At 71.7% G+C, this 25,574-nt stretch carries 24 protein-coding genes and 1 pseudogene; 17 read left to right on the plus strand and 8 right to left on the minus strand.

The features are described from left to right. Nucleotides 1–131: 131 nt before the first annotated feature. Nucleotides 132–317, minus strand: a complete 186-nt coding sequence (locus GEV28_RS29215) for a hypothetical protein (RefSeq protein ID WP_291415671.1) — start codon at nucleotides 315–317, stop codon at nucleotides 132–134. A gap of 209 nt (nucleotides 318–526) precedes the next feature. Here GEV28_RS29215 and GEV28_RS29220 point away from each other — a divergent pair, with 209 nt between their 5' ends. The 4 genes from GEV28_RS29220 to GEV28_RS29235 all read left to right on the plus strand — a co-directional run bounded on the left by GEV28_RS29220 (nucleotide 527) and on the right by GEV28_RS29235 (nucleotide 4,347). Continuing rightward, a complete protein-coding gene (locus GEV28_RS29220; protein WP_291415672.1) occupies nucleotides 527–1,045 on the plus strand; it encodes an aromatase/cyclase in 519 nt (172 codons plus the stop codon). Beyond that, on the plus strand, nucleotides 1,042–1,878 hold the full coding sequence (locus GEV28_RS29225; RefSeq protein WP_291415673.1) for a class I adenylate-forming enzyme family protein: 837 nt from the start codon (nucleotides 1,042–1,044) through the stop codon (nucleotides 1,876–1,878). The genes GEV28_RS29220 and GEV28_RS29225 overlap by 4 nt, the downstream gene beginning before the upstream one ends. Continuing rightward, entirely contained in the window at nucleotides 1,875–2,378 is a 504-nt protein-coding gene (locus tag GEV28_RS29230; RefSeq protein ID WP_291415674.1) for a flavin reductase family protein, read from the plus strand. The genes GEV28_RS29225 and GEV28_RS29230 overlap by 4 nt, the downstream gene beginning before the upstream one ends. Nucleotides 2,379–2,538: 160 nt before the next feature. After that, the gene (locus GEV28_RS29235; protein WP_291415675.1) at nucleotides 2,539–4,347 is read left to right on the plus strand and encodes a long-chain fatty acid--CoA ligase; all 1,809 of its coding nucleotides are present in this window, start codon (nucleotides 2,539–2,541) and stop codon (nucleotides 4,345–4,347) included. A gap of 113 nt (nucleotides 4,348–4,460) precedes the next feature. Here the strand turns inward: GEV28_RS29235 and GEV28_RS29240 are convergent, their stop codons facing one another. Continuing rightward, nucleotides 4,461–5,285 (minus strand): enoyl-CoA hydratase-related protein, encoded by an 825-nt coding sequence (locus GEV28_RS29240; protein ID WP_291415676.1) that lies wholly within the window; start codon nucleotides 5,283–5,285, stop codon nucleotides 4,461–4,463. Between the two features lie 20 nt (nucleotides 5,286–5,305). Then, nucleotides 5,306–5,878: a TetR/AcrR family transcriptional regulator gene (locus GEV28_RS29245; RefSeq protein WP_291415677.1), complete on the minus strand. Its 573-nt coding sequence runs from the start codon at nucleotides 5,876–5,878 to the stop codon at nucleotides 5,306–5,308. 50 nt (nucleotides 5,879–5,928) lie between these two features. On the opposite strand from GEV28_RS29245, the gene GEV28_RS29250 reads away from it, so the two are divergent. From GEV28_RS29250 to GEV28_RS29260, 3 genes are read left to right on the plus strand one after another with little or no spacing between them, the layout of a single operon-like run. Next, on the plus strand, nucleotides 5,929–7,101 hold the full coding sequence (locus GEV28_RS29250) for an FAD-dependent monooxygenase (RefSeq protein WP_291415678.1): 1,173 nt from the start codon (nucleotides 5,929–5,931) through the stop codon (nucleotides 7,099–7,101). A 35-nt stretch (nucleotides 7,102–7,136) separates the two neighbouring features. After that, entirely contained in the window at nucleotides 7,137–7,823 is a 687-nt protein-coding gene (locus tag GEV28_RS29255) for a M50 family metallopeptidase (RefSeq protein WP_291415693.1), read from the plus strand. A 15-nt stretch (nucleotides 7,824–7,838) separates the two neighbouring features. Continuing rightward, the gene (locus GEV28_RS29260; RefSeq protein WP_291415679.1) at nucleotides 7,839–9,092 is read left to right on the plus strand and encodes an aldehyde dehydrogenase family protein; all 1,254 of its coding nucleotides are present in this window, start codon (nucleotides 7,839–7,841) and stop codon (nucleotides 9,090–9,092) included. A gap of 514 nt (nucleotides 9,093–9,606) precedes the next feature. On the opposite strand, the gene GEV28_RS29265 is transcribed toward GEV28_RS29260, so the two are convergent. Beyond that, entirely contained in the window at nucleotides 9,607–10,626 is a 1,020-nt protein-coding gene (locus GEV28_RS29265; protein WP_291415680.1) for a LacI family DNA-binding transcriptional regulator, read from the minus strand. A 158-nt stretch (nucleotides 10,627–10,784) separates the two neighbouring features. On the opposite strand from GEV28_RS29265, the gene GEV28_RS29270 reads away from it, so the two are divergent. Continuing rightward, on the plus strand, nucleotides 10,785–11,504 hold the full coding sequence (locus GEV28_RS29270) for a cupin domain-containing protein (RefSeq protein ID WP_291415681.1): 720 nt from the start codon (nucleotides 10,785–10,787) through the stop codon (nucleotides 11,502–11,504). On the opposite strand, the gene GEV28_RS29275 is transcribed toward GEV28_RS29270, so the two are convergent. The 3 genes from GEV28_RS29275 to GEV28_RS29285 are packed head-to-tail and all read right to left on the minus strand — an operon-like array spanning nucleotide 11,486 to nucleotide 13,578. After that, nucleotides 11,486–11,965 (minus strand): tetratricopeptide repeat protein, encoded by a 480-nt coding sequence (locus GEV28_RS29275; RefSeq protein ID WP_291415694.1) that lies wholly within the window; start codon nucleotides 11,963–11,965, stop codon nucleotides 11,486–11,488. The two genes, GEV28_RS29270 and GEV28_RS29275, sit on opposite strands and share 19 nt — an antisense overlap. Beyond that, the gene (locus GEV28_RS29280; RefSeq protein ID WP_291415682.1) at nucleotides 11,866–13,161 is read right to left on the minus strand and encodes a hypothetical protein; all 1,296 of its coding nucleotides are present in this window, start codon (nucleotides 13,159–13,161) and stop codon (nucleotides 11,866–11,868) included. The genes GEV28_RS29275 and GEV28_RS29280 overlap by 100 nt, the downstream gene beginning before the upstream one ends. Nucleotides 13,162–13,182: 21 nt before the next feature. Continuing rightward, nucleotides 13,183–13,578, minus strand: coding sequence for a hypothetical protein (locus GEV28_RS29285; RefSeq protein WP_291415683.1), 396 nt, complete (start codon nucleotides 13,576–13,578; stop codon nucleotides 13,183–13,185). 218 nt (nucleotides 13,579–13,796) lie between these two features. Between GEV28_RS29285 and GEV28_RS29290 the strand changes: the two genes are divergently transcribed. The 8 genes from GEV28_RS29290 to GEV28_RS29325 are packed head-to-tail and all read left to right on the plus strand — an operon-like array spanning nucleotide 13,797 to nucleotide 24,324. Then, nucleotides 13,797–17,672, plus strand: a complete 3,876-nt coding sequence (locus GEV28_RS29290) for a ThuA domain-containing protein (protein WP_291415684.1) — start codon at nucleotides 13,797–13,799, stop codon at nucleotides 17,670–17,672. Between the two features lie 23 nt (nucleotides 17,673–17,695). After that, on the plus strand, nucleotides 17,696–18,574 hold the full coding sequence (locus GEV28_RS29295; protein WP_291415685.1) for an ABC transporter permease: 879 nt from the start codon (nucleotides 17,696–17,698) through the stop codon (nucleotides 18,572–18,574). A gap of 13 nt (nucleotides 18,575–18,587) precedes the next feature. Further along, on the plus strand, nucleotides 18,588–19,613 hold the full coding sequence (locus tag GEV28_RS29300; RefSeq protein ID WP_291415686.1) for an ABC transporter substrate-binding protein: 1,026 nt from the start codon (nucleotides 18,588–18,590) through the stop codon (nucleotides 19,611–19,613). Continuing rightward, nucleotides 19,613–20,398 carry an ABC transporter ATP-binding protein gene (locus GEV28_RS29305; protein ID WP_291415687.1) on the plus strand — a complete coding sequence of 262 codons (786 nt, stop codon included), beginning with the start codon at nucleotides 19,613–19,615 and terminating at the stop codon, nucleotides 20,396–20,398. The genes GEV28_RS29300 and GEV28_RS29305 overlap by 1 nt, the downstream gene beginning before the upstream one ends. A 16-nt stretch (nucleotides 20,399–20,414) precedes the next feature. Further along, nucleotides 20,415–21,575: a Gfo/Idh/MocA family oxidoreductase gene (locus GEV28_RS29310; RefSeq protein ID WP_291415688.1), complete on the plus strand. Its 1,161-nt coding sequence runs from the start codon at nucleotides 20,415–20,417 to the stop codon at nucleotides 21,573–21,575. Beyond that, on the plus strand, nucleotides 21,575–22,717 hold the full coding sequence (locus tag GEV28_RS29315; RefSeq protein WP_291415689.1) for a dihydrodipicolinate synthase family protein: 1,143 nt from the start codon (nucleotides 21,575–21,577) through the stop codon (nucleotides 22,715–22,717). Before GEV28_RS29310 ends, GEV28_RS29315 begins: the two co-directional genes overlap by 1 nt. After that, on the plus strand, nucleotides 22,714–23,517 hold the full coding sequence (locus tag GEV28_RS29320) for a sugar phosphate isomerase/epimerase (protein WP_291415690.1): 804 nt from the start codon (nucleotides 22,714–22,716) through the stop codon (nucleotides 23,515–23,517). Before GEV28_RS29315 ends, GEV28_RS29320 begins: the two co-directional genes overlap by 4 nt. 21 nt (nucleotides 23,518–23,538) lie before the next feature. Further along, nucleotides 23,539–24,324: a hypothetical protein gene (locus GEV28_RS29325; RefSeq protein WP_291415691.1), complete on the plus strand. Its 786-nt coding sequence runs from the start codon at nucleotides 23,539–23,541 to the stop codon at nucleotides 24,322–24,324. A gap of 240 nt (nucleotides 24,325–24,564) precedes the next feature. Here GEV28_RS29325 and GEV28_RS29330 read toward each other — a convergent pair whose 3' ends face one another. Further along, on the minus strand, nucleotides 24,565–25,059 hold the full coding sequence (locus tag GEV28_RS29330; RefSeq protein ID WP_367115214.1) for a phosphotransferase family protein: 495 nt from the start codon (nucleotides 25,057–25,059) through the stop codon (nucleotides 24,565–24,567). Nucleotides 25,060–25,199: 140 nt separating this feature from the next. Between GEV28_RS29330 and GEV28_RS29335 the strand changes: the two are divergent. Further along, a pseudogene (locus GEV28_RS29335) lies at nucleotides 25,200–25,574 on the plus strand (hypothetical protein); the annotation flags it as partial.

Below are 25,574 nucleotides of genomic sequence, written 5' to 3' on the forward strand. Positions count from 1 at the left end.
CGTCACCGGCATCTACCGCAACACCAACCGACCCACCTACGACGACCAAACCCGCCACCAAACCACCACCGCCACCCACACCAACCCACCCAACCTACAAACACTACTCAACGGCAACGACACCTGGACGGTCAGCTGAGCGGAACGTCCACTGTGTACTGTCGCGGCTCGTCGGTACGGGACTGACCCCATTCCCGGTAGGCGCGCACGATCAAGGTGAGGAACCGCGGCGTCCGCCGGCCCGGCACGGTCGCGTCGACCACCAGCAGCGACGGCGAGTGCCGGCGCGGCACCGCGTGGAATCCTTGGGGCGACATGCTGCACTCCTTCCGCTCGGCGCGCGGCGCGCACGATGGCGGGGAACCTCCAGCATGGGAAGGCCGCCTCGAATCTCGGTCGAGCCCTGCTCCAACCCACCTGGTCGAGTCCCGTGTGGATCAGGTGTCCACCGTTGCTCGACCTCTCCTCCAGTGGCGGTGAGCAAACTCACAGGAAGGCGCTCACCGACCGAATGGGGGCGACGAACATGGCGGAGCTGAGAATCCGGACCGCGCGGCACACCATCAAGGTGGCCGCTCCGCCGAAGCGGGTGTACCAGCTCATCGCGAACGTCGACCGCTGGCCACGGCTGTTCGACCCGGTGCTCTCCGTCGAGCACATCGGGTTCGACGGCACCGGTGAGCGGGTTCGCTTCTGGGCCAGGACCGACGGCCGGCTGCGCAGCTGGGTGTCCTCGCGCGAGGTCAACCCGAAGCGGCGGCAGGTGCGGTTCCGGCGGGAGCGCTCCGAGGGCCCGCTCGCCTCGCTCGGCGGCCTGTGGATGGTGCTGCCCAAGGGCGACGGGTCCCTGGTCGCGCTCGACCACTACTACCGGGTGGCCGGCGACGATCCGGTGCAGGCGCAGCGCCTCGAGGAGACCATCAAGGCCACGAGCACCGCGATGCTGGCAGCGGTCCGCAAGGCGGCGGAGCTGGACGAGGTCTGGCTCCCGTTGCCGGACAAGGTGAACGTGGACGACAACGCGGAAGGTGTGTCGTCGAAATGACTACCCCGTTACGCAGGTTACGACCCGCGCCGCACGCCGATCTGCCCGTCGGCTCCGCCGACGTGCTGCCCCGGCTGGCGGCCACCGCCCACCCGCACCGCGCCGCGTTGCGCGCCGGGAACCGGACGGTCAGCTTCGCCGAGCTCGACCGGGACATCTCCCGGCTCGGGTTCGGCCTCCGCCAGCTCATGGGCGGCGACGGCCTGCCGGTCGTCGTGTCCGCCACGCCGGGTCTGGACTTCCCGACCGCGTTCTATGCCGTGCTGCGCAGCGGGAACGTGGTCGCGCCGGCCAACCCCCGGATGCCGGCCGAGACCTTCGCCTCGATGCTCGACCGCACCGGCGCCCGCGCCGCGGTGCTCAGCCGCGCGATGTACGAGCGGGTCCGGCCCGTGCTCGCCGGCCGGACCACGCTGGAGCAGGTGTTGCTGCTCGACGCGCCGGCCGAGGCCGGCCAGCTGACCTGCGCCGAGCTCGCCATCCGGGGCGGCCTGCTGGTCGAGCCCCGGGACCGGGACGAGAACGAGGTCGCGACCCTCGTGCACGGCGCACACCTGACCCACCACGAGCTGAAGGCTCGCGCCGCGGCCGTCGCGGTCGCCGACGGGCTGCGAGCGGGGTCGGTCGTGCTCAACGCGACGCCGTCCTACGACCCGACCCACCTCGCCGCCGGCATCGTCGGCGGCGCGACCCAGGTCCTGTACGGCAACCCGTCCCCGGCCGCGGCGATCCGCGAGGCCGGGCTGGTGGGCGCCACCCACCTGTGCGTGCCCGACGATGCGGGTGTCCGAACAGGACACACGGTGCTCGCCGGTGAGGCGGTGGCGTCATGATCACCACGGCCACCGTCTACCCGTGCTCGGTCCGCGACGCGATGGCCCACTGGCCGACCGGCCTGGCCGTGGTCACCACGGCCGACCGCGACGGCTGGTGGTGGGGCTTCACCGCGCACGGGGTCAGCCACGTGTCCGACCGCCCGCCGATGGTGTCGGTGTGCCTGGACCGCGACGCGCGGTGCCGCCCGGTGTTCACCGCAGTGGACGCGTTCGCCGTGCACGTGCTGCGGGCCGGCCAGGAGACCCTCGCGTCCCGGTTCGCCGACGGTTCCGCCGACGACTTCGACGGGATCGCCGTCGAGTGCGGCTTCGAGGACGTGCCGCTGCTGTCGGACGTCGCGCTGCGCCTGGAGTGCCGACCGGCGGGCGCGGTCCCGGCCGGCGACCACGTGTTGCTGCTCGGCGAGGTGGTCCGCGCCCGCACCGGCCCGCACGAGCCGCTGATCTACCTCGACAACGGCGTCCGCCGCCTGGCCCGCCCCGACAGGGCCGCGTAACGCTCCGCACCGAAGGCGCGACATTTGTTGACCACCTGTCAACAACCCGGGTAACGTCCAAATGTCGTAAACGCCCTGTTCACCGTGGACTGGGCACGGCCGTGGCACATACGATCGCGTGATCAACCGGGTGCCTTTCCCGCCGCAGCGGAGCGTGCATATGAACCAGCAGAAGCCGGCCACGTCGACGCACGCCACCCTGTGCGCGTCGTTCCAGGACTTCGTCGCGAAGACGCCGGATGCCGTGGTGCTCCGGACGCCCGGCGACGGGGTGCGCATCACCTGGCGGGAGTGGGACCAGCGGGTCCGCAAGCTCGCCGCGGGCCTCGCCGCGCTCGGGGTCGGCCGGGGTGACACGGTCGGCCTGATGCTCTCCAACCGGCCCGAGTTCCACCTCGCCGACGCGGCCGCGCTGCACCTCGGCGCGACGCCGTTCTCGATCTACAACACGTCCGCGGCCGAGCAGATCGAGTACCTGTTCGGCAACGCGGGCAACAAGGTCGTGTTCTGCGACGAGCGGTTCCTGCCGCGCATCCGGGAGGTCTCCGGCTCGGTCGAGCACATCGTGTGCGCCGACGGCCCGGCCGAGGGCGCGATGACCCTGGAGGACCTGGAGTCCCGCGGCGACCCGGACTTCGACTTCGACGCCGCCTGGCGCGCGGTCGAGGCGAGCGACCTCGCCACGATCATCTACACCTCCGGCACCACCGGTCCGCCGAAGGGCGTGGAGCTCACCCACGGCAACGTCATCGCCGAGACCGACGCCGTGCGGGTGCTGTTCGACGTCTCGCCGGGCGACCGGGTGCTGTCCTACCTGCCGGCCGCGCACATCGCCGACCGGGTGACGGGGCAGTACTTCGCGATCCTGTTCGGCCTCCAGGTGACCTGCGTGGCGGACCTGACCAAGCTGGCCGAGGCACTGCCGGACACCCGGCCGCAGTCGTTCTTCGCCGTGCCTCGGGTGTGGCAGAAGTTCAAGGCCGCGATCGACGTGGGCCTCGCCGCCGAGACGGGGGCCAAGAAGCGCATCGCCGAGTGGGCGGTCAGGACCGGCGTCCGCGCGGCGCGGGCCGAGCTGTCCGGCCGAACCCTGCCGGCCACCCTGGCGTTCGAGCACCGGCTGGCGGACAAGCTGGTGCTGTCCAAGCTGCGCACGAGGCTGGGCCTCGACGACTGCCGCGGACCGGCGTCGGGCGCGTCCGCGATCTCGCCGGACATCCTGGAGTTCTTCTGGGGCCTCGGGATCCGGATCTACGAGGTGTGGGGGATGTCCGAGACCGGCGGCGCGACCACCGCGAACACGCCGGGTCACACGAAGCTCGGGTCGGTCGGGCGCGTGGTGCAGGGCATGGAGATCACGCTGGCCGAGGACGGCGAGCTGCTCACCCGTGGAGCGGCGCTGATGCGTGGCTACCGCAACGACCCGGCGAAGACCGCGGCCGCCGTCGACGCCGACGGCTGGCTGCACACGGGTGACATCGCCGAGATCGACGACGACGGCTACGTGACGATCGTCGACCGCAAGAAGGAGCTGATCATCAGCGCGGCCGGCAAGAACATGTCGCCGTCCAACATCGAGAACGCGATCAAGGCGGCCACCTCGCTCATCGGCCAGGTGGTGGCGATCGGCGACGACCGGCCCTACGTCGCGGCGCTGGCGGTGCTGGACCCGGACGCGGCGGCCGGCTTCGCCAAGACGCACGGCATCGCGTCGAGCTCGCCCTCCGAGCTGGTGGCGCACCCGGAGATCCGCGCGGCCGTGCTCGCCGGGGTGAAGGCGGGCAACCAGAAGCTCGCCAGGGTGGAGCAGCTCAAGCGCGTCCGCCTCCTACCGTCCACATGGGAACCGGGCGGCGACGAGCTCACCCCGACGATGAAGCTGCGCCGCAAGCCGATCGCCGAGAAGTACGCCACCGAGATCGACACCCTCTTCGACAAGGCCCCGACCGACGAGATCCTGGAGCTCTGACCGCGAGTCCAACGTTCCGGACCCGCGAGTCCAACGTTCGGAACGTGCGCGAGTGTTGGACTCGGAGGTCGCGAGTGTTGGACTCGCGGGTTCTGGGGGTTGGACTCGCGGGGTCAGTGGGCTCGCCAGGGGAGGTAGGCGGGGAGGTCCTTCGCGATCGTCCCGGTCCAGTTCGGGTCGCGGCGTTGCAGGAAGGACATGACGCCCTCGACCGCGTCCGGGCTGGTCGTGCAGCCGGCGATGAGCCGGGAGTCCAGGCGTTGCACAGGAAACGGCGAGTCCAGCGCGGCCATCCTGAACAGCATCTGCCGGATCACCGCCACCGACACCGGCGCGGTCTTGACGATCAGCTCGCGGGCCAGCTCGTACGCCCGGTCGAGGACCTCCTCCGGATCGTGCAGCGCGTGGACCATGCCCGCGGCCAGCGCCTCCTCCGCGTCGAACACCCGGCCGCTCACCATCCAGTCCATCGCGCGCCCGAGCCCCACCAGCCGCGGCAGGAACCACGTCGACGCGCCCTCGGGGTAGAGCCCGCGCCGGGAGAACACGAACCCGAACCGCGAGTCCGTCGACGCCAGCCGATAGTCCGCCGGCAGGATGATCGTCGAGCCGGCGCCCACCGCAGCGCCGCGCAGCGCGGCGATCACCGGCTTGTTCATCGCGAAGATCCGCATCGAGCAGCGCCCCGCCGGCTCGTCCCACGACTCCGCCCCGGACGCGGCGACGTCCAGGCCGCCGCCGGACAGGTCCGCACCGACGCAGAAGTCCTTGCCGGCCCCGGTCAGCACGACCACCCGCACGGTGTCGTCCCGGTCGGCGCGGTCGAAGGCCTCGGCCAGCTCGTCGGCCATCCGCACGGTGTAGCCGTTGCGGGCCTGCGGCCGGTTCAGGGTGATCGTGGCGATCCGGTCGTCGACCGCGTAGCTGATGTGTTCCACGCCCGAGACGCTACGGCCGGTCACCGCTGCAGCGCCATGGCCAGCATGTCCCGGCACGCCGCCCACAGGTCCGCGTCGCTGAGGTCGCCCGCGCCGACCCCGGCGAGCTGGTGGTACATGAGCCCGTCCAGGTACGCGACGAGCGCGTGCCCGCGCCGCCGCGGCTCGCTCGCCCCGGCCGCGGTCAGCATCAGCTCGGCCATCACCCGGAACCCCGAGCCGTACTCGACCATCTTCGCGTGCAGCTCGGGTCGCCTCGTCGCCTCCAGGGTCAGCTCGTAGCGGGCGAGCGTGCGCTCGCGCCCGACGGTCAGCCACCGCTGGACCACCGCGGTGACCAACGTGGTCAGCTCGTCCAGGTCCGCCAGCCCACCCAGGTTCGGCAGGTCGCCGATGTCGGCGGTGTCGAGCTCGGCCATCCGCGCGAGGGCGGCGAAGAGCAGCGACTCCCTGGTGCGGAAGTAGTACGACGTCGACCCCTCCGGCAGCCCGGTCGTCCGGTCGACCGCGCGATGGGTCAGGCCACGCATGCCCTCGCGGGCGATCGTGACGATGGTCGCATCCGCGATGAGAGTGCGTCGGTCGCTTGCCACGAGCACACTCTACGGATGTAGAGTTCACTACAGCTGTAGAGGAGGCGGAGATGGCAGAGCGAACCGCGGTGGTCGTCGGTGGGGGAATCGGCGGCCTGAGCACGGCGGCCGGGCTGGTCCGGCGCGCCTGGTCGGTGAAGGTGCTCGAGCAGGCCGCCGCGTTCACCGAGGTGGGTGCCGGAATCTCGTTATGGCCCAACGCCTTCCGGGCGCTCGAGGCGGTCGGGGTGACCGACCAGCTCGGCGAGGGGCGGATCGGCGTGGCCGGGGGACTGCGCGACTGGCGGGGCCGGTGGATCGTGCGGATGGACGACACGGTCGATGCCACGAAGTACCCGGCCGGGGCCGTCGTCGCGCACCGGTCGGAGCTGCTGACCGTGCTGCTCGACCAGGTGCCGGCGGAGAGCCGGATGGCCGGCGCCCGGGTTCGAGGGGTCCGGCACGACGGCCGGCGGGCGGTGGTCTCCTACGACGGGGGCGAGCTGACCGCCGACCTGGTGGTGGGCGCGGACGGGGTGCGCAGCGCGGTGCGCGGCGCGTTCTGGCCCGATGCCGCGCCGCCGCGCTACTCGCGGCACACCGCGTGGCGGATCGTGCTGTCGCGGCCGGCGGCGCTCGCCGGGGCGGGAGCGAAGGCATGGGCCGAGACCTGGGGGCCCGGCGGCGTGTTCGGCATGTTCCCGATGCCCGACGACCGGGTGTACTGCTACGCCACGGCCACCGTGCCGCCCGGCGGCGCCAGCCCCGACGGCGAGCTGGCGGAGCTGCGCCGCCGGTTCCGCGACTGGTGCGAGCCGGTCCCGACCGTGCTCGCCGCGGCGCGGCCGGAGCAGGTGCTGCGCAACGACATCTACTACCTTCCGCTGCTGCCGGCGTACGTGTCCGGCCCGGTGGCCCTGGTGGGCGACGCCGCGCACGCGATGACGCCCAACCTCGGCCAGGGTGGCTGCCAGGCGCTGGAGGACGCGGCGACACTCGCGGTCCTGCTGGATGCGGAGCCGGACCTCGCGGTGGCGCTGCGCCGGTACGACGAGGTGCGCCGGCCGCGCACGCAGCAGCTGTGGAAGCGCTCGCTGATGAGCGGCACGCTGTCGCACCTGCGGCCGGCGCCGGTGCGGGTGGCGCGCAACGCGGTTCTGCGCGCCCTGCCGAGGTCGCTGTTCCTCAGGTCGCTGTCCCGGCCGTTCTCCTGGCGCCCGGAAGTCGCGCTGGCCGGGAGGTAACACCGATCAGACCCGCGATGTGATCAACTGTGCCGATGTGGCGTGACCTGCTCGTCGGTCTGGAGGACCAGCCGGAGTGGATGGTGCTGGTCACCGCGGGGGTCGCGCTCGTCGTCGTGCTGGTCTCGTGGTTGTGGCGGCCGGCCCGCAACGTGATCACGATCGTGCACGAGGCCGGCCACGCGCTCGTGGCGTTGCTCGCCGGCCGGCGGCTCGCGGGCATCCGGCTGCACTCCGACACGTCCGGGCTCACGCTCACCAAGGGCAAGCCGTACGGGCCCGGCATGGTCTTCACCGGGCTCGCCGGCTACGTGTCGCCGTCGCTGCTCGGCCTCGGGTTCGCCGCGCTGCTCGCCGCCGGCCGGGTGACCGAGCTGATGGTCGGGTGCGCGCTGCTGCTGCTCGGCGTGCTGCTGGTGGTCCGCAACGCGTACGGGGTGTTCTCGGTGCTCGTGACCGGGGCGTTGCTGTTCGCCGTGTCGCAATGGGCGCCGGTGGAGGTGCAGGCCCCCTTCGCGCACCTGGTCACATGGTTCCTGCTGCTCGGCGGCATCCGCTCGGTGGGCGAGCTGCAGAGCAAGCGCCGGCGCGGCCGGGCCCGCGACTCCGACGCCGACCAGCTCGCCCACCTCACCGGGGCACCGGGCGCGTTCTGGGTGGCGGCGTTCCTGATGATCGACCTGGGTTGCCTGGTGCTCGCGGTCGGGTGGCTCGTGGCGTGAGGCAGACTGGTGCCCATGTCGGTGCTGGACGTCTCACCAACCACGGTCGCTTCGGCGGTGGCCGCCTGCGCCACGGCCGCGCGGGCGGCCGCGCCCTCTCTGGCGAAGGCCTCCGACGAGGCCATCGACGGTGCGCTGGCGGCCATGGCCACCCGGCTGTCCGGCGCCCGCGCTCTCGTTCTGGAGGCCAACGCCGCCGACATCGAGGCGGCCCAGGCGGCCGGCATGAGCGCCGGCCTGCTCGACCGGCTGCGCATCACCGACGAGCGGCTCACGGCGATGGCCGAGGCACTGCACCTGCTGGCCGCCGCGCCGCACCCCACCCGCTCGGTCGAGCTGGGCGAGCTGCCCGGTGGCCTGCGGCTGGTGGAGCGCCGCCGGCCGGTCGGCGTGATCGGTGCCAACTACGAGGCCCGCCCCAACGTCACGGTCGACGTGGCGTCCCAGCTGATCAAGTCGCGCAACGCGGGCGTCCTGCGCACGGGCTCCGCCGCACTGGGCTCGGCCACCACGCTGCTGCGGTCGGTCATCGCCCCCGCACTGTCCGATGTGGACCTCGACCCGGCCGCCGTCCAGCTGGTGCCGAGCGCCGACCGCGCCGCGGCGGGTGCTCTCGTGCAGCTGCCCGACCTGGTGCCGCTGGTGATCCTGCGGGGGAGTGGTGACTCGACCCGCTCGCTCGGGCAGTTGGCCGCGCAGCACGGCGTCCGCACGCTGGCCCACGCGGACGGCGGTGGCGTGCTGTACCTGGACGTGGCCGCGGACCTCGACCTGGGCATCGACCTGATCAGGCGCAGCCTGGACCGGCTCGGCGTGTGCAACCGGCTGAACCTGCTGCTCGTGCACGAGGACATCTACGCCACCGCGCTGCCGGTGATCCAGGGGGCTCTGTCCACACTGGACGTCACGCCGTCGCTGCCCCCGCACGACCACGCGGTCGGCTACGAGTGGGCGCTGGACGCCGACCGCGAGGCGACCGTGACGATCCTCCCGGTCGCCGACGCGGCCGACGCCGCCCGAGTGTCCAATGAGGAGACTTCGGGCCTGGCTGCCTGCATCGTCACCGAGTCGTCGGAGACAGCCGACGAGTTCATGGCGGCGTACGCGGGCACGGGCGTGTTCTGGAACGCCCCGACCCGCCTGCTGGACGGCTTCAAGCTCCTGGGTGTCCCGGAAACCGGCATCAACATCGACAAGGTCCCCGGCCCCCGCGGCCCGGTCACGTACCCGGACCTCTGCCTACGCCAGTACGCCGTCCTCCCCGCCTGACCCGCTCTACGGAGCCGGCCAGTGCCGGCGAGATCATCGCCGATCTCACCCCGAGGACATCACCGAGGCGCTTCGCTACGCGGCCGAGGCCGTGCGAGAGCGCGAACTGCCGTTGCGGCACACTGCATGACGTGAAGTTCCTGATCGACAACAACTTGTCGCCTCAGGTTGCGCTACTTCTCGGCAAGCCGGTCACGATGCAACCCACGTCCGCGACTACGGTATGCAGTCGGCGCCGGTGATTCTCGCGAACCTCTTCGAGGTCTCGACGGACCTTGAGGCCGGCGCCGTGGTGGTCCTCAGCGAGGAGACCGTGCACATCCGGCCCCTGCCGATCTGAGTCACGCCGCGCGGGGAATGACCCGCGAGTCCAACGTTCGCAGCGCGCGAGTCCCCTTGACGCCGTCCCGAGTGTTGGACTCGCGGGTCTTGAGTGTTGGACTCACGGGTTCTGGGTGTTGGACTCACGGGTTCTGGGTGTTGGACTCGCGGGGTTCGGGGCCGGGGTGGTGGGTCAGGTGTCGCGGGGTGGGGCCAGGGACTCTCGGTGGACGAGGGTGGCGCCCACCTCCTCGACCCTCGGGTTCGGGTGCTGGGCCTCCAGCGCCAACGTGATCGCTCGCGAGCCGATCTCCACCAGGGGCAGCCGCACGGTCGTCAGGGCCGGGGTCACGTCCTGGGCGATGGGCATGTCGTCGAAGCCCACCACCGACACGTCGTCCGGTACGGACAGGCCGCGGGAGCGCAGTACCGACAGCGCACCGATCGCCATCGAGTCGTTCAATGCGACTATCGCGGTCAGGCGCGGCTCCGCGTCCAGCAGCGCCACGGTGGCCTCGGCGCCGCCGTCGCGGTCGAAGGACGCGTACTCGATCCGGCGCGCGGGCAGCGTCCGGCGGTGGTCGCGCGCCGCGCGGCGGAGGCCGGCCAGGCGGTCGGTCGTCGTCGTGAGCTGTTTGGGGGCCGCCACCACGCCCACGTGGCGGTGGCCCGCGGCGAAGACGGCGTCGCCGATCAGGTAGCCGCCCTGCTCGTTGGCCGGCATCACCGCGTCGCCGGCCAGCTTGTGCCGGCCCACCACCGAGACCCGGCCACCCGTGGCCATGTAGGCCGACAGCTTCGCGTTCAGGGACTTCGTGAACGCCGGGTCGTGGTAGCCCGAGCCGGCCAGGATGATCGCCTCGACCTGGTGGGCGCGGAGCAGCTCGACGTACTCCAGCTCCCGGTCGGGGTCCCGGTACGAGTTGCAGATGATCACCAGCCGGCCCTGCTCGGAAGCCACCCGCTGCAAGCCCCGGGTGATCTCCGCGAAGTACGGGTCCGACACGTCGTGCACGATCACGCCGACCGTCGTCCGGTGCGACCGGGCCAGCAGTTGCGCGTGCGCGTTCGGCACGTACTGCAGCTCCTGCACGGCCCGCAGCACCCGCTCGCGCAGCTCCTCGGACACGATCTTGGGACTGCCGTTCACGATCCGTGACACGGTCGCCGCCGAGACCCCCGCCCGGCGCGCGACATCGGCGAGCGTTGCCATGCCACCTCCAGCCGATTGACGCCCGGCTCCCACGGGCCTAGCGTCAGACTACAAGGAAAGCCCTTTCCTCGTGCCTGGAGGCGTCATGCCCGCCTACTCGCGGCAAGTGTCCACTGAGATCGCCCCGCAAAACAAGGTCGCCACGCCGAGGGGTACCGATGCGTGATCCACTACCGGGTGGAGTCGGGGTCTCGCGACTCTGCGTCTACGACACGGTCACTCCCGACGGCCTCCACGGCGGCACACCGCACATCCACCTCTGCTGCAGCGAGGCCTACGTCGTCATCAAGGGAACCGGTGCCGTCCAGACGCTGTCCGGACAGGGCTTCGCCGAGTACGGGCTGGCGCCCGGCACCGTCGTCTGGTTCACCCCCGGCACCGTGCACCGGCTGATCAACAACGGCGACCTCGAGATCGTCGTCGTCATGAGCAACTCGGGCCTCCCGGAGGCGGGCGACGCCGTCCTCACCTTCCCGCACGAGATCCTCGCCGACCCCGACCGGTACGCCATCGAGGCCGCCCTCCCCAACGGCGGCGCGCCCGGCACCGACGTCACCACCGCCTACCGCCGCCGCGACCTCGCCATCGAGGGCTTCCGGACGCTGCGCGGCGCCGTCGAGCGGGACGGAGCGGGCGCGCTGGCCGAGTTCCACGCCACGGCCGCCGCGCTCAAGCGCACGCTGCTCGACCACTGGCGCAACCGCTGGGAGGACGGCGCCTTCCGCGCCGCGCAGACCACCGGTGTCCAGCTCGACGCGCTGGCCCGCGGCGACGCCACCCATCTCGCCTCGGCCCGCGTCACCGCGCTGCCGACGCCGTCCGAGCAGGGCCGCCTCGGCATGTGCGGGCTGCTCAACACCTACGACCCCGGCCCGTGACCCGGCTCCAGCAACTCCGGCGCCTCCGGATCGCCGAGTGAGGCGAGGATCTCGTGCGCCCGGCGCAGCTGCTCGGCCGCGCCGGCCTCACGACCGAGCGCGGCCAGTGTCCTACCGAGACTGTGCCGGACCCGGCCCCCGCCGCGCCGGTCGCCCACCGTGGTGTGCAGGGTGAGGGCCTGCTCGTAGTAGCCGACCGCCTCCTCGTGCCGGGCGGTGTCGCGGTGCAGGTCGCCGAGTGTGCCCAGGGTGTAGCGCAGCCCCGCCCGGTCGGCGTCCCGTTGCAGCGCGAGTGCCTGCCGCAGCCGGTCGATCGCGGCGTCGGGCTCGTGGAGCAACCGGTGGCCGTCGCCGAGGTTGTTCAGGCAGATGGCCTCGCCCTGCACGTCGCCGCTGCGCAGGAAGAGCGCCAGGGCCCGGCGGAGGTGGTCGACGGCCGCGGCCGGGTCGCCGTGGTTGATGTTGGTGACACCGACGTTGTTGAGGCTCCACGCCTCGCCGTACGCGTCGCCGAGCTCGCCGAACAACGCCGCCGCGGCGGTGCGGTACTCGCCGGCCTCGCCGGCATGCGCAGGTCCCCGTACGCCACGCCGAGTCCGTTGAGGATGGTCGCCTCGCCGCGCCGGTCGGCGGACTCGCGCACCGCGGCCAGCGCCACCCGGTGCGTGTCCAACCAGTCCAACCAGTCCGCCCAATGGCTGCGCAGGTAGAAGTACCGCAGCAGCACCGCGGGCAGCTGCCAGGCCAGTGCGGTGAGCCCGGCCGCCGCCGCGGCGTGCACCGCCGCGACCAGGGTGGCGCGCTCGGCCTCGCACCAGGCGAGCGCGTCCGGGTAGCCGTCGAACCGGGCCGCCGGGACCCGGCAGTCCGGTGTGGACAGCGGGAACGTGCGCCTGCGGTGGCGTTCCAGGGTCTGCACCGCGTTGTCGGCCGAGTGCGGCAGCCAGGTCAGGCACCGCCGCAGTGCGCACCCTCGCTCGTCGTCGGGCATCTCGCGGGCGTAGCGGCGCAGGAAGTCGTGGAACCGGTACCGGCCCGCGGTCTGCTGCCGCAGGAGATGCTCGTCGAGCAGCGTCTCCAGCGCCGCGGCGGCCTCGTCGGCCGGCAGGTCGGCGAGCGCGGCGGCGGACATCGGCGTGAAGTCCGTGCCCGGGTGCGAGCCGAGCAGCCGGAACACCCGGCGCGTGGCCGGGGACAGGCTGTCGTAGGACAGGGCGAAGCTGCCCACCGCCGCGCAGTCGTCCCGGTCGTGCTCGGCGAGCCGGCCGGCCATGTCGGCGAGCTCCCAGGTGGGGCGCGCCCGCAGCCGGCGCGCGGCCGGCGCGAGCAGCAGCGGCAGGTGCCCGGCGCCGTCCAGCTCGGCGAGGGTGCGCCGGGTGGTGACCAGCACGAGGCAGCCCGGGTCGCCGGGCTGCAATGGCCGGACCTGGTCGAGGTCGGCGCCGTTGTCCAGCAGCACGAGCCCGCGCCGGCCGGCGAGCCGGTCGCGGTAACGCATCGCGCGCCCGGCACGCCGAGCAAGCCGCAGGAACGCCTCGAGCACGTCGGCGGCGTCGGCCGGCCGCTGATGCGGGTCGAAACCACGCATGTCCGACCCCAGCTCGTTCATGAGCAGGGCGTACTCGCGCAGGTTGCCGATCTTGATGTCGAACCCCATGGCTTCTCCCCTCGGTGGCGGTCAGCGAGCGTCGCGCCGGATCTCGGTCATGAGCGCGGTCGCGTCCGCGACGGACATCCCGCCCGGCCGCGCGAGCTCCTGGATCACGTCGGCCTCGGCGGCCTCGACCAGCGGTCCGACGGGATCCGGCTCGTCGTCCGGGTCGGGGGCCACGAGCTCGGCCCGTTCCGCGTCGGGCATGTCGCGCCACTTCTCGGCCAGCTCCTCGAACCGGCCGACCATCGCCTCCTGGTAGGCGCCGTAGGACATGAGCTGCCGGGTGGTGAGCCGGCCCTCGACGACCTCGCGGGCCATCTCCCGCCAGCTCGGGTCGGCGCCGGAGTCGGCCAACCGCCGCAGGTTCGCCCACACGGCGCGCGCCGTCGCCGGGTCGTCGGTCACGTCGACGGCCAGCAAGGGGTGGACTTCGTCGTTCCTGCACCGATGGTCGCCAGTCCCTGAGCCGGGTGGCGCCGTTGCACGGAATTGGACAATGTTGCACGGATCGGGCGAAGGCGGATCATCACGCTGTGCGATCGGGGACTTACAGGAAAGCCCTTGCCCAGGTCCCCGAGTCCGCCTACGCTGCTGGGAAAGCGCTTGCCTGGCAGAGTGGCCCCCGGCTGGAGGACGTTGTGCGCAACCGGTCTTATGTCATCGCGTTCGTGTTGGCCCTGGTCATCGGTACCTTCGTGACCACCCCGATCGCATCCGCCCAGGCACGGTTCTCCGTCCTGGTCTTCTCCAAGGTCAACGGCTTCTACCACGACTCGATCCCGGCCGGGCAGCAGGCGATCACCGAGCTGGGCGAGCAGAACGACTTCGACGTCACCGTCTCCGACGACTCGACCCTGTTCACCGACGAGGGGCTGGCGCCGTTCGACGCGGTGATCTTCAACAACACCAACAGCCGCAACGGCGCGATCCTCGACGCCGACCAGCGGGCCGCGTTCGAGCGCTACATCCAGGCGGGCGGCGGCTACACCGGAATCCACTCCGCCAGCGGCACCGAGTACGACTGGTCCTGGTACGGCGAGCTGATGGGCGCCTTCTTCAAGGTGCACCCCGCGGTCCAGCCGGTGTCCATCCAGGTCGACGACCGCGTGCACCCCTCGACCAAGGACCTCCCGCAGGTCTGGGAACGCACCGAGGAGCCCTACGACTTCGTCGCCAACCCGCGCGGTGACGTGCACGTCCTCGCGAGCTTCGACACCCGCAGCTACACCGGCCACACCATGGGCGCCGACCACCCGATCTCCTGGTGCCACGACTTCGACGGCGGTCGCTCCTGGTACACCGGTCTCGGCCACGCAGCCGCCGCCTACAGCGAGCCGCTGTTCCGCGCCCACCTGCTCGGCGGCATCGAGTGGGCGGCCGGCGTGGCGCCGGGCGACTGCGGGCCGACCCAGGACGAGCGCTGGGAGAAGATCCAGCTGGACGGCAACACCGACGACCCGCTGGACATGGACGTCGACAGCCGCGGCCGGGTGTTCTTCATCCAGCGCGGCGGCGCGGTGAAGATGTACGACCCCGAGGCCCGCTACAGCCGCCAGATCGCCATGTTCGACGTGCTGGTCGAGCACACCCACGGCATGCACGGCATGACCCTCGACCCGGCGTTCGACACCAACCACTTCATCTACCTCTACTACTCGCCGAAGGACAAGCCGGTGAACCGGATCTCCCGGGTCACCTTCGACGAGGCCACCAACAGCATCGACCTGGCCGGCGAGAAGGTGCTGATCGAGTTCGAGTCGCAGCGCGCGGTCAACGCCCACGAGGGCGGCGGCATGGCCTTCGACAGCAAGGGCAACCTCTATGTCGCGACCGGGGACAACTCCGTGCCGTGCTGCAGCGGGTTCGCCCCGATCGACGAGCGGCCCGGGTTCGAGTTCAATGACGCGCAGCGCTCCGCTGGCAACACCAACGACCTGCGCGGCAAGATCCTGCGCATCCACCCGGAGGCCGACGGCACCTACATGGTCCCCGATGGCAACCTGTTCGCGCCGGGCACCGAGAAGACCCGCCCGGAGATCTACGTGATGGGCCTGCGCAACCCCTACCGCATCCACGTCGACCCGGCCACCGACTGGCTCTACTGGGGCGAGGTCGGCCCGGACGCGCAGGCGGACAACCCGAGCCGGGGACCGATGGGCTACGACGAGTTCAACCTTGCCAAGACCGCCGGAAACTTCGGCTGGCCCTACTGCATCGGCGCCAACAGGGCCTATGTGGACTACGACTTCGCCACCGGGACGTCGGGTGCGGCGTTCGACTGCGCGGGCGGCCCGACCAACGACTCGCCGAACAACACCGGCCTGTCGAAGCTGCCGCCGGTGCAGCCGGCGTGGCTGCCCTACCCCTACAGCACGTCCGCGGAATGGCCGGAGCTGGGCTCCGGTGGGCGGCTGGCGATCGGCGGCCCGACCTACCACTTCGACGAGAACCTCGGGTCGGAGACCAAGCTCCCGAGCTACTACGACAACACCGTGTTCATCGCGGAGTGGACCCGCAACGCGCTGTTCGAGGTGAAGGTCGACGAGAACGGCAACGCGAGCTCCATCAACAGGTTCCTACCGCACGAGCAGTTCCTGCGGCCGATCGACCTCGAGTTCGGCCAGGACGGCTCGCTGTACGTGATCGAGTGGGGCAGCAACTACGGCGGCTCCGGCCGGGGCGACCCCAACTTCGACTCGGGCGTGTACAAGATCAACTATGTCCGGCCGGGGGAGCGCTCGCCGCTCGCCGAGGCCACCGCGACGCCCACCTCCGGGCAGGCACCGCTGGCCGTCGAGTTCTCCAGCGCCGGCTCGGCCGACCCCGACGAGGGCCAGGAGATCACCTTCGCCTGGGACTTCGACGGCGACGGCAGCACCGACTCCATCGAGGCGAACGCGAGCCACAGCTACCTCGAGAACGGCGACTACCTCGCCCGGCTGACCGTCACCGACTCGACCGGACGCTCCACTGTGGACAACCTGCCGATCACCGTTGGCAACACGGCGCCGACGCTCACCCTGAAGACGCCGCTGGACGGGCAGATCTTCGACTGGGGCGTGCCGGTGCCCTTCGAGCTGGGGGTGACCGACCCCGAGGACGGGTCCACCGACGACGGCACGATCGACTGCCAGGACGTGGTGACCCAGCCCGCGCTCGGCCACGCGCAGCACGGCCACCCGCTGGAGACCTACCACGGCTGCACCGGTGAGATCGAGACGATCATCGACGACGGCCACACGCCGAACGACAACATCTTCTACATCGTCGACTCGAAGTACACCGACCGGGGCGGCAACGGCGTCGCGCAGCTCGAGGGCGGCGACTCGGCGATCCTGCAGCCGCGGCACAAGGAGGCCGACCACTTCACCCACTCCCAGGGCGTCAAGGTCGCGGCGAACAGCGAGGGCGGCGGCGCCGCGCTCGTCGGCGAGGTCTCCCACGGCGACTGGGTGAGCTACGAGCCGGTCAACCTCAAGGGCGTGCCGGCCATCCGGTTCCGGGTGGCGAGCGCCGGCGCGGGCGGCACGATCGAGGTCCACCAGGGTGCGCCGGACGGCCCGCTGCTCGGCAGCGTCGAGGTGCCGGTGACGGGGGGCTGGCAGACGTGGACCGAGGTCACCGCGAACGTCACCGACCCGGGGGTGAGCCACGAGCTGTTCCTGGTGGCCAGCAACCCGGACTCGACCGCGGACCTGTTCAACATCGACTGGCTGGAGTTCGTCGCGCCGGTCGAGGTCACCGGCCTGGCGGTGCCGACCCCCACAGCGGCCGGCGAGCGTGGCAAGGCGACGGTCGAGATCACCAACCGGTCGGACAGGCCCATGGTGGCCACCGTCGGGCTGACCGTCCCGCCGGGGTGGACCAGCGGGACGGAGAAGGTCGACGTGGGCAAGGGCAAGACGGCCCTGGTGAAGGTGCCGTTCAACCCACCGGCGCGGGGCGCGGTCACCGGCCCGCTGCTCGAGGCCGACATCTCCGCACACGCCACCGCGCGCGGCGTCGCGATCGCGGGGAGGCCCACCGTCCGGACCTACCTGATGCCCTCGACGGAACGGACGGTGTACTCGCTCGACGCCGGCACCGCGACCAGCCCGCTGCAGGACGGCTACCAGCGGCTCGAACCCGCGACCGCGTACTCGGCGGAGACCGGGTTCGGCTGGACGGACAACACCGCCCTCCAGTCCCGGGACCGCGTCGCGCCGGACGGGCTGCTCGGTGACATGGTGACCTCGGTGTCGCCGGCCACGCTGCGGCTGCGGATACCGGCCGGCGAGCACACGGTGTCGATTCTGCGTGGGGACTCGCAGTACACCGCGCAGCCCATCGTGGTCACCGCCGACGGTGCACGCGTCGTCGACGGTGGCGTCGAGGTGGGCGTCAACCAGTGGGGCTGGGACCAGTTCACAGTGGACGGAGGAGCGGCTGGTCGCACCGTCGACCTGACGTTCAGCATCGATGTCGCGGAGTACTGGCGGGTGAACGCGATCGTCGTGGAGAAGGTGGGGACCTAGGCCATGTCCCTAGGGTGTCAAGCATGGTGACCTCGAACGAGACGCGACCGGCCACCGGACCGGAGCCCGGCGCCCCCGCGCCGGCCCGGCCGGTGCGCCGGCCCGACATCGGCGCGCGGTTCCTGCAGCTCCTCGAGGCGTTGTGGCGCCCGGCGATCCTGCTGGGCGTCGTGTTCTTCTTCTGGTGGCTCGCGGCCGACCGGGCGTGGGTCCCCAACTACCTCGTACCCACGCCGGGCCAGGTGTGGGACAAGATCTTCGGCGAGTGGTCGTCGCTGATGCACCACTCGTACGTGACGCTGTACGAGACGGTCATCGGCTTCGCGCTCGCCAGCGTGCTCGGCCTGGGCACCGCCGTGCTGATCGCGTACTCCAGGACGATGGACAAGGCGCTGTACCCGATCGTCCTGTTCGCCCAGGTGATCCCCAAGATCGCGATCGCGCCGCTGCTCGTGGTGTGGTTCGGCAACGGGCTCGCGCCGAAGATCATCCTGGCGGTGCTGATCGCGTTCTTCCCCGTGGTCATCTCCGGCGTCGCCGGCCTGCGCTCGACCGACCCGGAGCTGCTCGAGCTGTCGGCGACCATGGGCGCGAGCCGCTGGCAGACCTTCCGCAAGATCCGGTTCCCCAACGCGCTGCCGCACCTGATGGCCGGCGAGAAGGTGGCGGTGACGCTCGCCGTGGTCGGTGCGGTGGTCGGCGAGTTCGTCGGGGCCAGCGAGGGACTCGGCTACATCCTGTTGCTGGCCAACGGAAACCTCGACTCCGCCCTGCTGTTCGCCGCGCTGATCCTCATGTCACTCATCGGCATCCTGCTGTTCGTGGTGGTCGAGGTGGCCGAGGCGCTGCTGATCCCGTGGCACGCCAGCCGCCGCTCCGCCACCCCGCTGACCACCTCATGAAAGAGGGCAACTCATGAACGCGAAACGCCTGTTCACCGGTCTCGCGGCCGCGACGCTCCTCCTCGGGGCGTGCGCGCCGGGAAGCAGCGACGACGACGACGGCGCCGAGGGCGGCGGCGGTGCCGGCGACAAGGTCACGCTCACCCTCAACTGGGTGCCCTACGGCGAGCACGCCCCGTTCTACTACGGCGTGCAGCAAGGGTTCTACGAGGACGAGGGCATCGACCTGGAGATCAAGCCGGGCAACGGGTCCGCCACGGTCATCAAGCAGGTCGCGCAGAACCAGACGACGTTCGGCTGGGCGGACACGCCGCCGTTGCTGAAGGGCATCAGCAGCGGCATGCCGGTGAAGAGCGTCGGCGTGTTCCTGCAGAAGGGGCCCGCGTCGCTGGAGTTCCTGTCCGGCCAGAACATCACCAAGCCGCAGGACCTCAAGGGCAAGACCGTCGGCGGCACTCCCGGTGACGCGATGTACGCGACGTTCCCCGCGTGGCTCAAGGCCAACGGCATGGCCGAGGGTGACGTGAAGGTGGTCAACATGGACGCGGCCAACAAGATCGCGCAGCTCGCCGAGGGGCAGGTCGACGCGATCATGGGCTTCTTCCACGACCAGGGCCCGACCATCGAGGCACGCACCGGCAAGGAGGTCGACTACCTCCTCTACGCCGACTCCGGGCTGAACATGCTCGGCACCGGCATCGTGGTCAACGACAAGACGTTGGCGGACAACAAGGACATGGTGTCCCGGTTCGTCCGTGCCACCCAGAAGTCGTGGGCCGAGGCGATCAAGGACATCCCGGCCGCGGCCAAGGCGATGGCCGACCTGGCCGAGAACGAGCCGCCGGAGGACGTGCTGGTCAAGCAGCTCGGGCTCGCGCAGCCGCTGCTGCAGCTCGACACCGCGGGCGAGCCGGGTGTGAACACCGAGGAGCAGTGGTCGGACACCATCGACCTCATGGCGCAGTACGCGGAGCTCGCCGACGCCGGCGAACCGGCGGACTACTGGGACGGCAGCCACGCTGGCGGGTCGGGGTCCTGATGACCGGCACGCTGACGGACACCGCGGTCGAGGTCGAGAACCTGACCGTGCGGTTCCGGTCGAAGCGGTCGGCCACCACCGCGCTCGACGACGTCTCCATGCGGGTCGAGACCGGCGAGTTCATCAGCATCGTCGGTCCGTCCGGGTGCGGGAAGTCCACGCTGCTCAAGGTGATCGCCGGGCTGGTCAGGCCGACCTCCGGTGCGGTCAGCCTGCTCGGCACGCCGGTCACCGCGCCGCAGCAGAACATCGGCTTCGCCTTCCAGCGCGCGGCACTGCTGGAATGGCGCGGGGTACGCAAGAACATCCTGCTGCAGGCCGAGATGCGCGGCATGAACCGGGTGGAGGCGTCGGCCAGGGCGGACGCGCTGATCGAGCTGACCGGGCTCACCGGCTTCGAGAAGGCGCTGCCGCACGAGCTGTCCGGCGGCATGCAGCAGCGGGTGGCGCTGTGCCGGGCGCTGCTGCACGCGCCGCCGGTGCTGCTGATGGACGAGCCGTTCGGCGCGCTCGACGCGCTCACCCGCGAGGGGCTCAACACCGAGCTGAACCGGATCTGGCGGGAGACCGGCACGACGATCCTGCTCGTCACCCACTCGATCGCCGAGGCCGTGTTCCTCGGCACCCGGGTGGAGGTGATGAGCCCGCGCCCGGGCCGGCTGATGCGCACGCTGCCGGTCGAGCTGCCGGCGGAGCGGGACTACGCGCAGGTGATGACCGACCCGACCTTCGGGACGCTCACCCGCGAGATCCGCCAGCTGCTGGGCTCCCACGAGAGCCACTAGGTAAGAGGAGTCAGGAATGACCAACAGCACCGGTCGGCGGTCGATCGGCATCGTGCTCAACGGCGTGACCGGGCGCATGGGCTATCGGCAGCACCTGGTCAGATCGCTGCTCGCGATCCGGGCCGACGGCGGCCTGCCGCTGCGGGACGGCACGGTGCTGTGGCCGGAGCCGGTGCTGGTCGGTCGCAACGAGCGCAAGCTCGCCGACATCGCCGAACGCCACGGGCTCTCGGACTGGACGACGGACCTGCACGCCGCGCTCGCCCGCGACGACGTGTCGATCTACTTCGACGCGCTCACCACGCAGCGCCGGGAGAAGGCGATCTCGACGGCGATCGAGGCGGGCAAGCACATCTACACCGAGAAGCCGCTGGCCATGGACGTCGAGGGCGCGCTGTCGCTGGCCCGCGCGGCGGCCGCGGCAGGGGTGCGCAACGGCGTCGTGGCGGACAAGATCTTCCTGCCCGGGCTGCGCAAGCTGAAGCGGCTGGTGGACAGCGGGTTCTTCGGCCGGGTGCTGTCGGTGCGCTGCGAGTTCGGCTACTGGGTCTTCGAGGGCGACTGGCAGCCGGCGCAGCGACCGTCGTGGAACTACCGCCGCGAGGACGGCGGCGGCGTGGCGCTGGACATGTTCCCGCACTGGAACTACGTGCTGGAGCACCTGTTCGGGCGGGTGCGCGCGGTACAGGCCACGATCACCACGCACATCCCGCGCCGCTGGGACGAGGAGGGCAAGGAGTACGCCGCCACGGCCGACGACGCGGCGTACGCGATCTTCGAGCTCGACGACGGGACGGTCGCGCAGTTCAACTCGTCCTGGACGGTCCGGGTGTACCGCGACGAGCTCGTCCAGTTCCAAGTGGACGGTACACACGGGAGCGCCGTGGCGGGGCTGCGGCACTGCCGGGCACAGGCCCGCGGGCAGACGCCGAAGCCGGTGTGGGACCCGGACCTGCCGCCGGACGTCGACCAGCGCGGCGACTGGGCGGCGGTGCCGGACAACGAGCCGTTCGACAACGGGTTCCGGGTGCAGTGGGAGGCGTTCCTGCGGCACGTGGCCTCGGACGAGCCGTTCCCGTGGGACTTCGCCGCCGCGGCGCGCGGCGTGCAGCTGGCCGAGCTCGGGATGCGGGCCGCCGCCGAGGGGCGGCGGATCGAGATTCCGGAGCTGGCCTGATGCCCGGTGTCGTGCTGCCCGGTGGCCGCCGCTACGAGCTGCGTGGCGGGCGCTCGCCGGCCGGGTCGCCGCCCGCGCGCTCGCGGGTCGCCTACGCGGCCGCGCACGTGGTGGCGGACCCGTTGGCGGACAACGTGCCCGGCGCGCCGGCGGTGTTGGACTGGGACGCGACGCTGGCGTTCCGGCACCACCTGTGGCGGCACGGCCTCGGAGTGGCCGAGGCGATGGACACCGCGCAGCGCGGCATGGGGCTGGACCACCCCGCGGTGCGGGAGCTGGTGCGGCGCAGTGCCGCGGAGGCGCGCTCGGTCGGCGGCCGGATCGTGGCCGGGGTCGCGACCGACCAGCTCTCCGGTCCGGCCACGCTGCCGGAAGTGCTCGACGCCTACCGCGAGCAGCTCGCCGACGTGGTGTCCGCCGGTGCGGTGCCGGTGCTGATGTGCAGCCGGCAGCTCGCCGCGGCCGCGCGTGGGCCGGAGGACTACCTGTCGGTGTACTCGACCCTGCTGTCCGAAGTGGACTCCCCGGTGCTGCTGCACTGGCTCGGCCCGATGTTCGACCCGGCGCTGGAGGGTTACTGGGGCGCCTCGGCCGCCGAGGAGGCCGCGGAGACCGTGCTGACGCTGCTGAAGGATCACGCTGCCACGGTGGACGGCATCAAGATGTCGTTGCTGGACGCGGACTTCGAGGTCGCGTTCCGCAGGCGGCTGCCGGCGGGGGTGCGGATGTACACCGGTGACGACTTCAACTACCCGGCGCTCATCGAGGGCGACGAGCACGGCCACTCCGACGCGCTGCTCGGCGTGTTCGCCGCGATCGCGCCCGCGGTCGGCCCGGCGCTGCGGGCGCTGGACGCGGGCGACACCGCCGGGTTCCGGGCCGTGCTGGATCCGACGGTTCCGCTGGCCCGCCACCTGTTCGCCGCGCCGACGCGGTACTACAAGACCGGGATCGTGTTCCTCGCGTGGCTGTCCGGGCATCAGGACCACTTCACGATGGTGGGCGGCCTGCAGTCCGGCCGGTCGGCCACGCACCTCGCGCGGCTGCTCGTGCTCGCCGACGAGGCGGGCCTGCTGCCCGACCCCGACCTGGCCGCGGCCCGCGCCCGGACGTACCTCTCGGTGGCCGGAGTCACCCAGTGACGCCCGAACGGTTCTCCTTCAACCAGGCGACCGCCAAGTACTGGCCGCTGCCCGACGTGATCGCCGGCTGCGCGGCGGCCGGGGTCCGGTCGGTGGGGCTGTGGCGCGAGCCGGTCGCCGAGTACGGGCTCGCCCGGTCGGCCGCGCTGGTCCGGGACGCGGGCCTGACCGTCAGCACCCTGTGCCGCGGTGGCTTCTTCGGCGCGGACGACTGGCTCGAGGACAACCGCCGAGCCATCGACGAGGCGGCCGAGCTGGGCGCGCCGGTGGTCGTCCTGGTGTGCGGCGGGCTGTTCGGCCGGTCCCTCGCCGACGCCCGCGCTCGGGTGGCGGACGGGTTGGCGGCGCTGGCCCCGTACGCCATGGACGCCGGCGTGCGGCTGGCGATCGAGCCGATGCACCCGATGTTCTGCGCGGACCGCAGCGTGGTCGCGTCGCTCGCCGGGGCGCTCGCGCTGGCCGCCCCGTTCCCGCGGGCCGCGGTGGGGATCGCGCTGGACACCTACCACGTGTGGTGGGACGAGCGGGTGTTCGAGCTGATCGCCGCGGCGGGCGACCAGGGGCGGATCGCGTGCTTCCAGCTGGCCGACTGGTGTGTGCCGCTGCCGGCGGACGTCCTGGTCGGGCGCGGGCTGCCCGGCACGGGCCACGTGGACTTCGCGCCGCTGCTGAAGGCGGTCGCCGACGCCGGCTATCCGGGCCCGATCGAGGTCGAGGTGTTCAACGCCGAGCTGTGGGCCCGGCCCGGCGAGGAGGTTCTCCGGGAGACGATCGCGGCGTACCGGTCCGTGGCGGGGTGAGGACGTGGCATCCTGCCCGGCGTGAGCTACCCCAACCAGCTGCCCCGTGAGTTCCGCATGGCGTCCGGCGGGTTCGGCCGGATGGTGCTGCCATTCGTGTTCGTGCTGGTGTTCTTCTTCGCGATCATGCTGGTGCTCGGCTCGATCTTCGGCGGCGTGCTCGTCGGGATCGCCGTCGGTGTCGTCGGCACCGGGGCGCTGGTCGGTGTGCTGTACCGGAAGTTCGCCAGGATGAGGTCGGGCACGGTCGTGCGGTTCTCCGAGTACGGGGTCGAGCTGAGCGACGCGCTGGGCTTCCGGGTGCGGCTCAACTGGCCGGACATCACCCGGATGGGCCGGGTCGACACCCGGATGGCGGCGCCCGACAAGTTCGGCTCGGAGGACGGCGTGCAGGTCAGCGTCGGCTCGATGCGGTCGCTGGGCCTGATCGGCTGGGGCGAGCGGGTGCTGGCGCCGAACGCGCCGGGCTGGATGCGCCAGAACCTGGCCGCCCAGCCGAAGAACCCGATGGACGGGCGGCCGGAGGTGGCCATCCCGCTCGGCGGCATCGACCCGAACTGGACCCACGGCCCGATGGGCCAGTGGGTGCGCATGTACCGCCCGGACCTGCTGGGCCCCCAACCCGGCTACGCGGCCCACCCCGGCCAGCCGGCGCCGGGCCACCCGGCCCAACCCGGCTACGCTCAGCCCGGTTTCCCGCAGAACGGCTACCCGCCGCAGGGCAACTACCAGCCCCAGCCCGGTTACCCGGCCCAGCCCGGCTACCCGCAGAACGGCCGGCCGGGATATCCGGGCCAGCCCTACTAGTCCTTCATTAAGCGTGTTGGGTGGGTAGATCCGGTGTGAGTTAGGACAAAGGCCTTACCCTGCTTGGGTTTGCGACTCCAACGCGTCCCAACAGGAAAGGCCTTTGTGATGAAGACGATACCGCGTGATCAGAGTCGGCGGAATGCGGCTCGCCGAGGGCGGCGGGTAGCTGCGCGGCACCCGGCTGGCGGGGCACTGGGGTGCGCAGCCGACGCCGATGTTCACTTCGGGGAAGATCACCTATGAGGTCGGCGGCAACGTGGACGCCAGCACCTCGCTCGCCTCGCCCGCGCGGTGCGGGAACCGGTGCGCCAGCAGCTGGAACCAGCCGGCCACGAACAGCTCGCGGAAGTCCCGGCACACGGCCAGTTCGGCCGGGTCGATCCGGCCCTCGACGGCCGCGGCCCACGCGCCCGGCCGGCCGGTGGCGGCCATGCACGCGTAGTCCCAGGCCACGGGCCCGTGCCAGGCGTACTCGAAGTCGTTCCACACCAGCCCGGCCGGCGTGACCAGGACGTTGCCCGGGTGCGCGTCGCCGTGCAAGGCCTGCGCGGGCAGCGCCGACATGAGCGCGCCGAGCCGGTCGCCCTCCGCCCGCCAGCAGCCGCCGCGGCCCCCGGGGTCGAGGAGCCGCTCCCGCTCGAGAGCGGCCAGAACCCGGCTCAGGTCACCGCGCGGCCCGGCCACGCCCAGCGAGCCCGGGAACTCCCGCATCGCGGCGTGCATCCGTTCCACCGAGGCCACCAGCTCGCCGGGTCGGGCAGCTCGGAAGGGTCATGCGGCTCATAACGCCGCAACGCGACAGTGATCCCGCCCACGTCCTGCGATCCGGCGGGCGGGTCGACCGACGGCCGGACCACCGGCAGACCCCGTTCGTGGAGGTACGTGGCGAGCTCGATGTCACTGGCCAGCGGGTGACCGCCGCCGCGACGGCCGCCTCGTTGGTGATCGACATGCCGCGATCCTGCCAGCCCGAACGCGCGGCCCAGGCGCGCTCGCCGACATCGAGGCGGCTACGATCGCTCCCGAATCACGGTGAGGCGTGGTTGCAGAACCGCAGGAGGCATGGAGTGACGGCAGTAGCCCCGAAGCCGATCGCCACGCGACCGTACCCGGCGCGTCCGGCTGCCAAGGGTTCGTACCTGCTGCAGCTGTTCCGGGAGACCGATCCGAAGAAGATCGGCGTGATGTACCTGGTCACGGCGTTCGCGTTCTTCATGATCGGCGGCGCGATGGCCATGCTCATCCGC

The sequence above is a fragment of the Actinophytocola sp. genome (genome assembly GCF_009379765.1).
Lineage (GTDB): Bacteria > Actinomycetota > Actinomycetes > Mycobacteriales > Pseudonocardiaceae > Actinophytocola.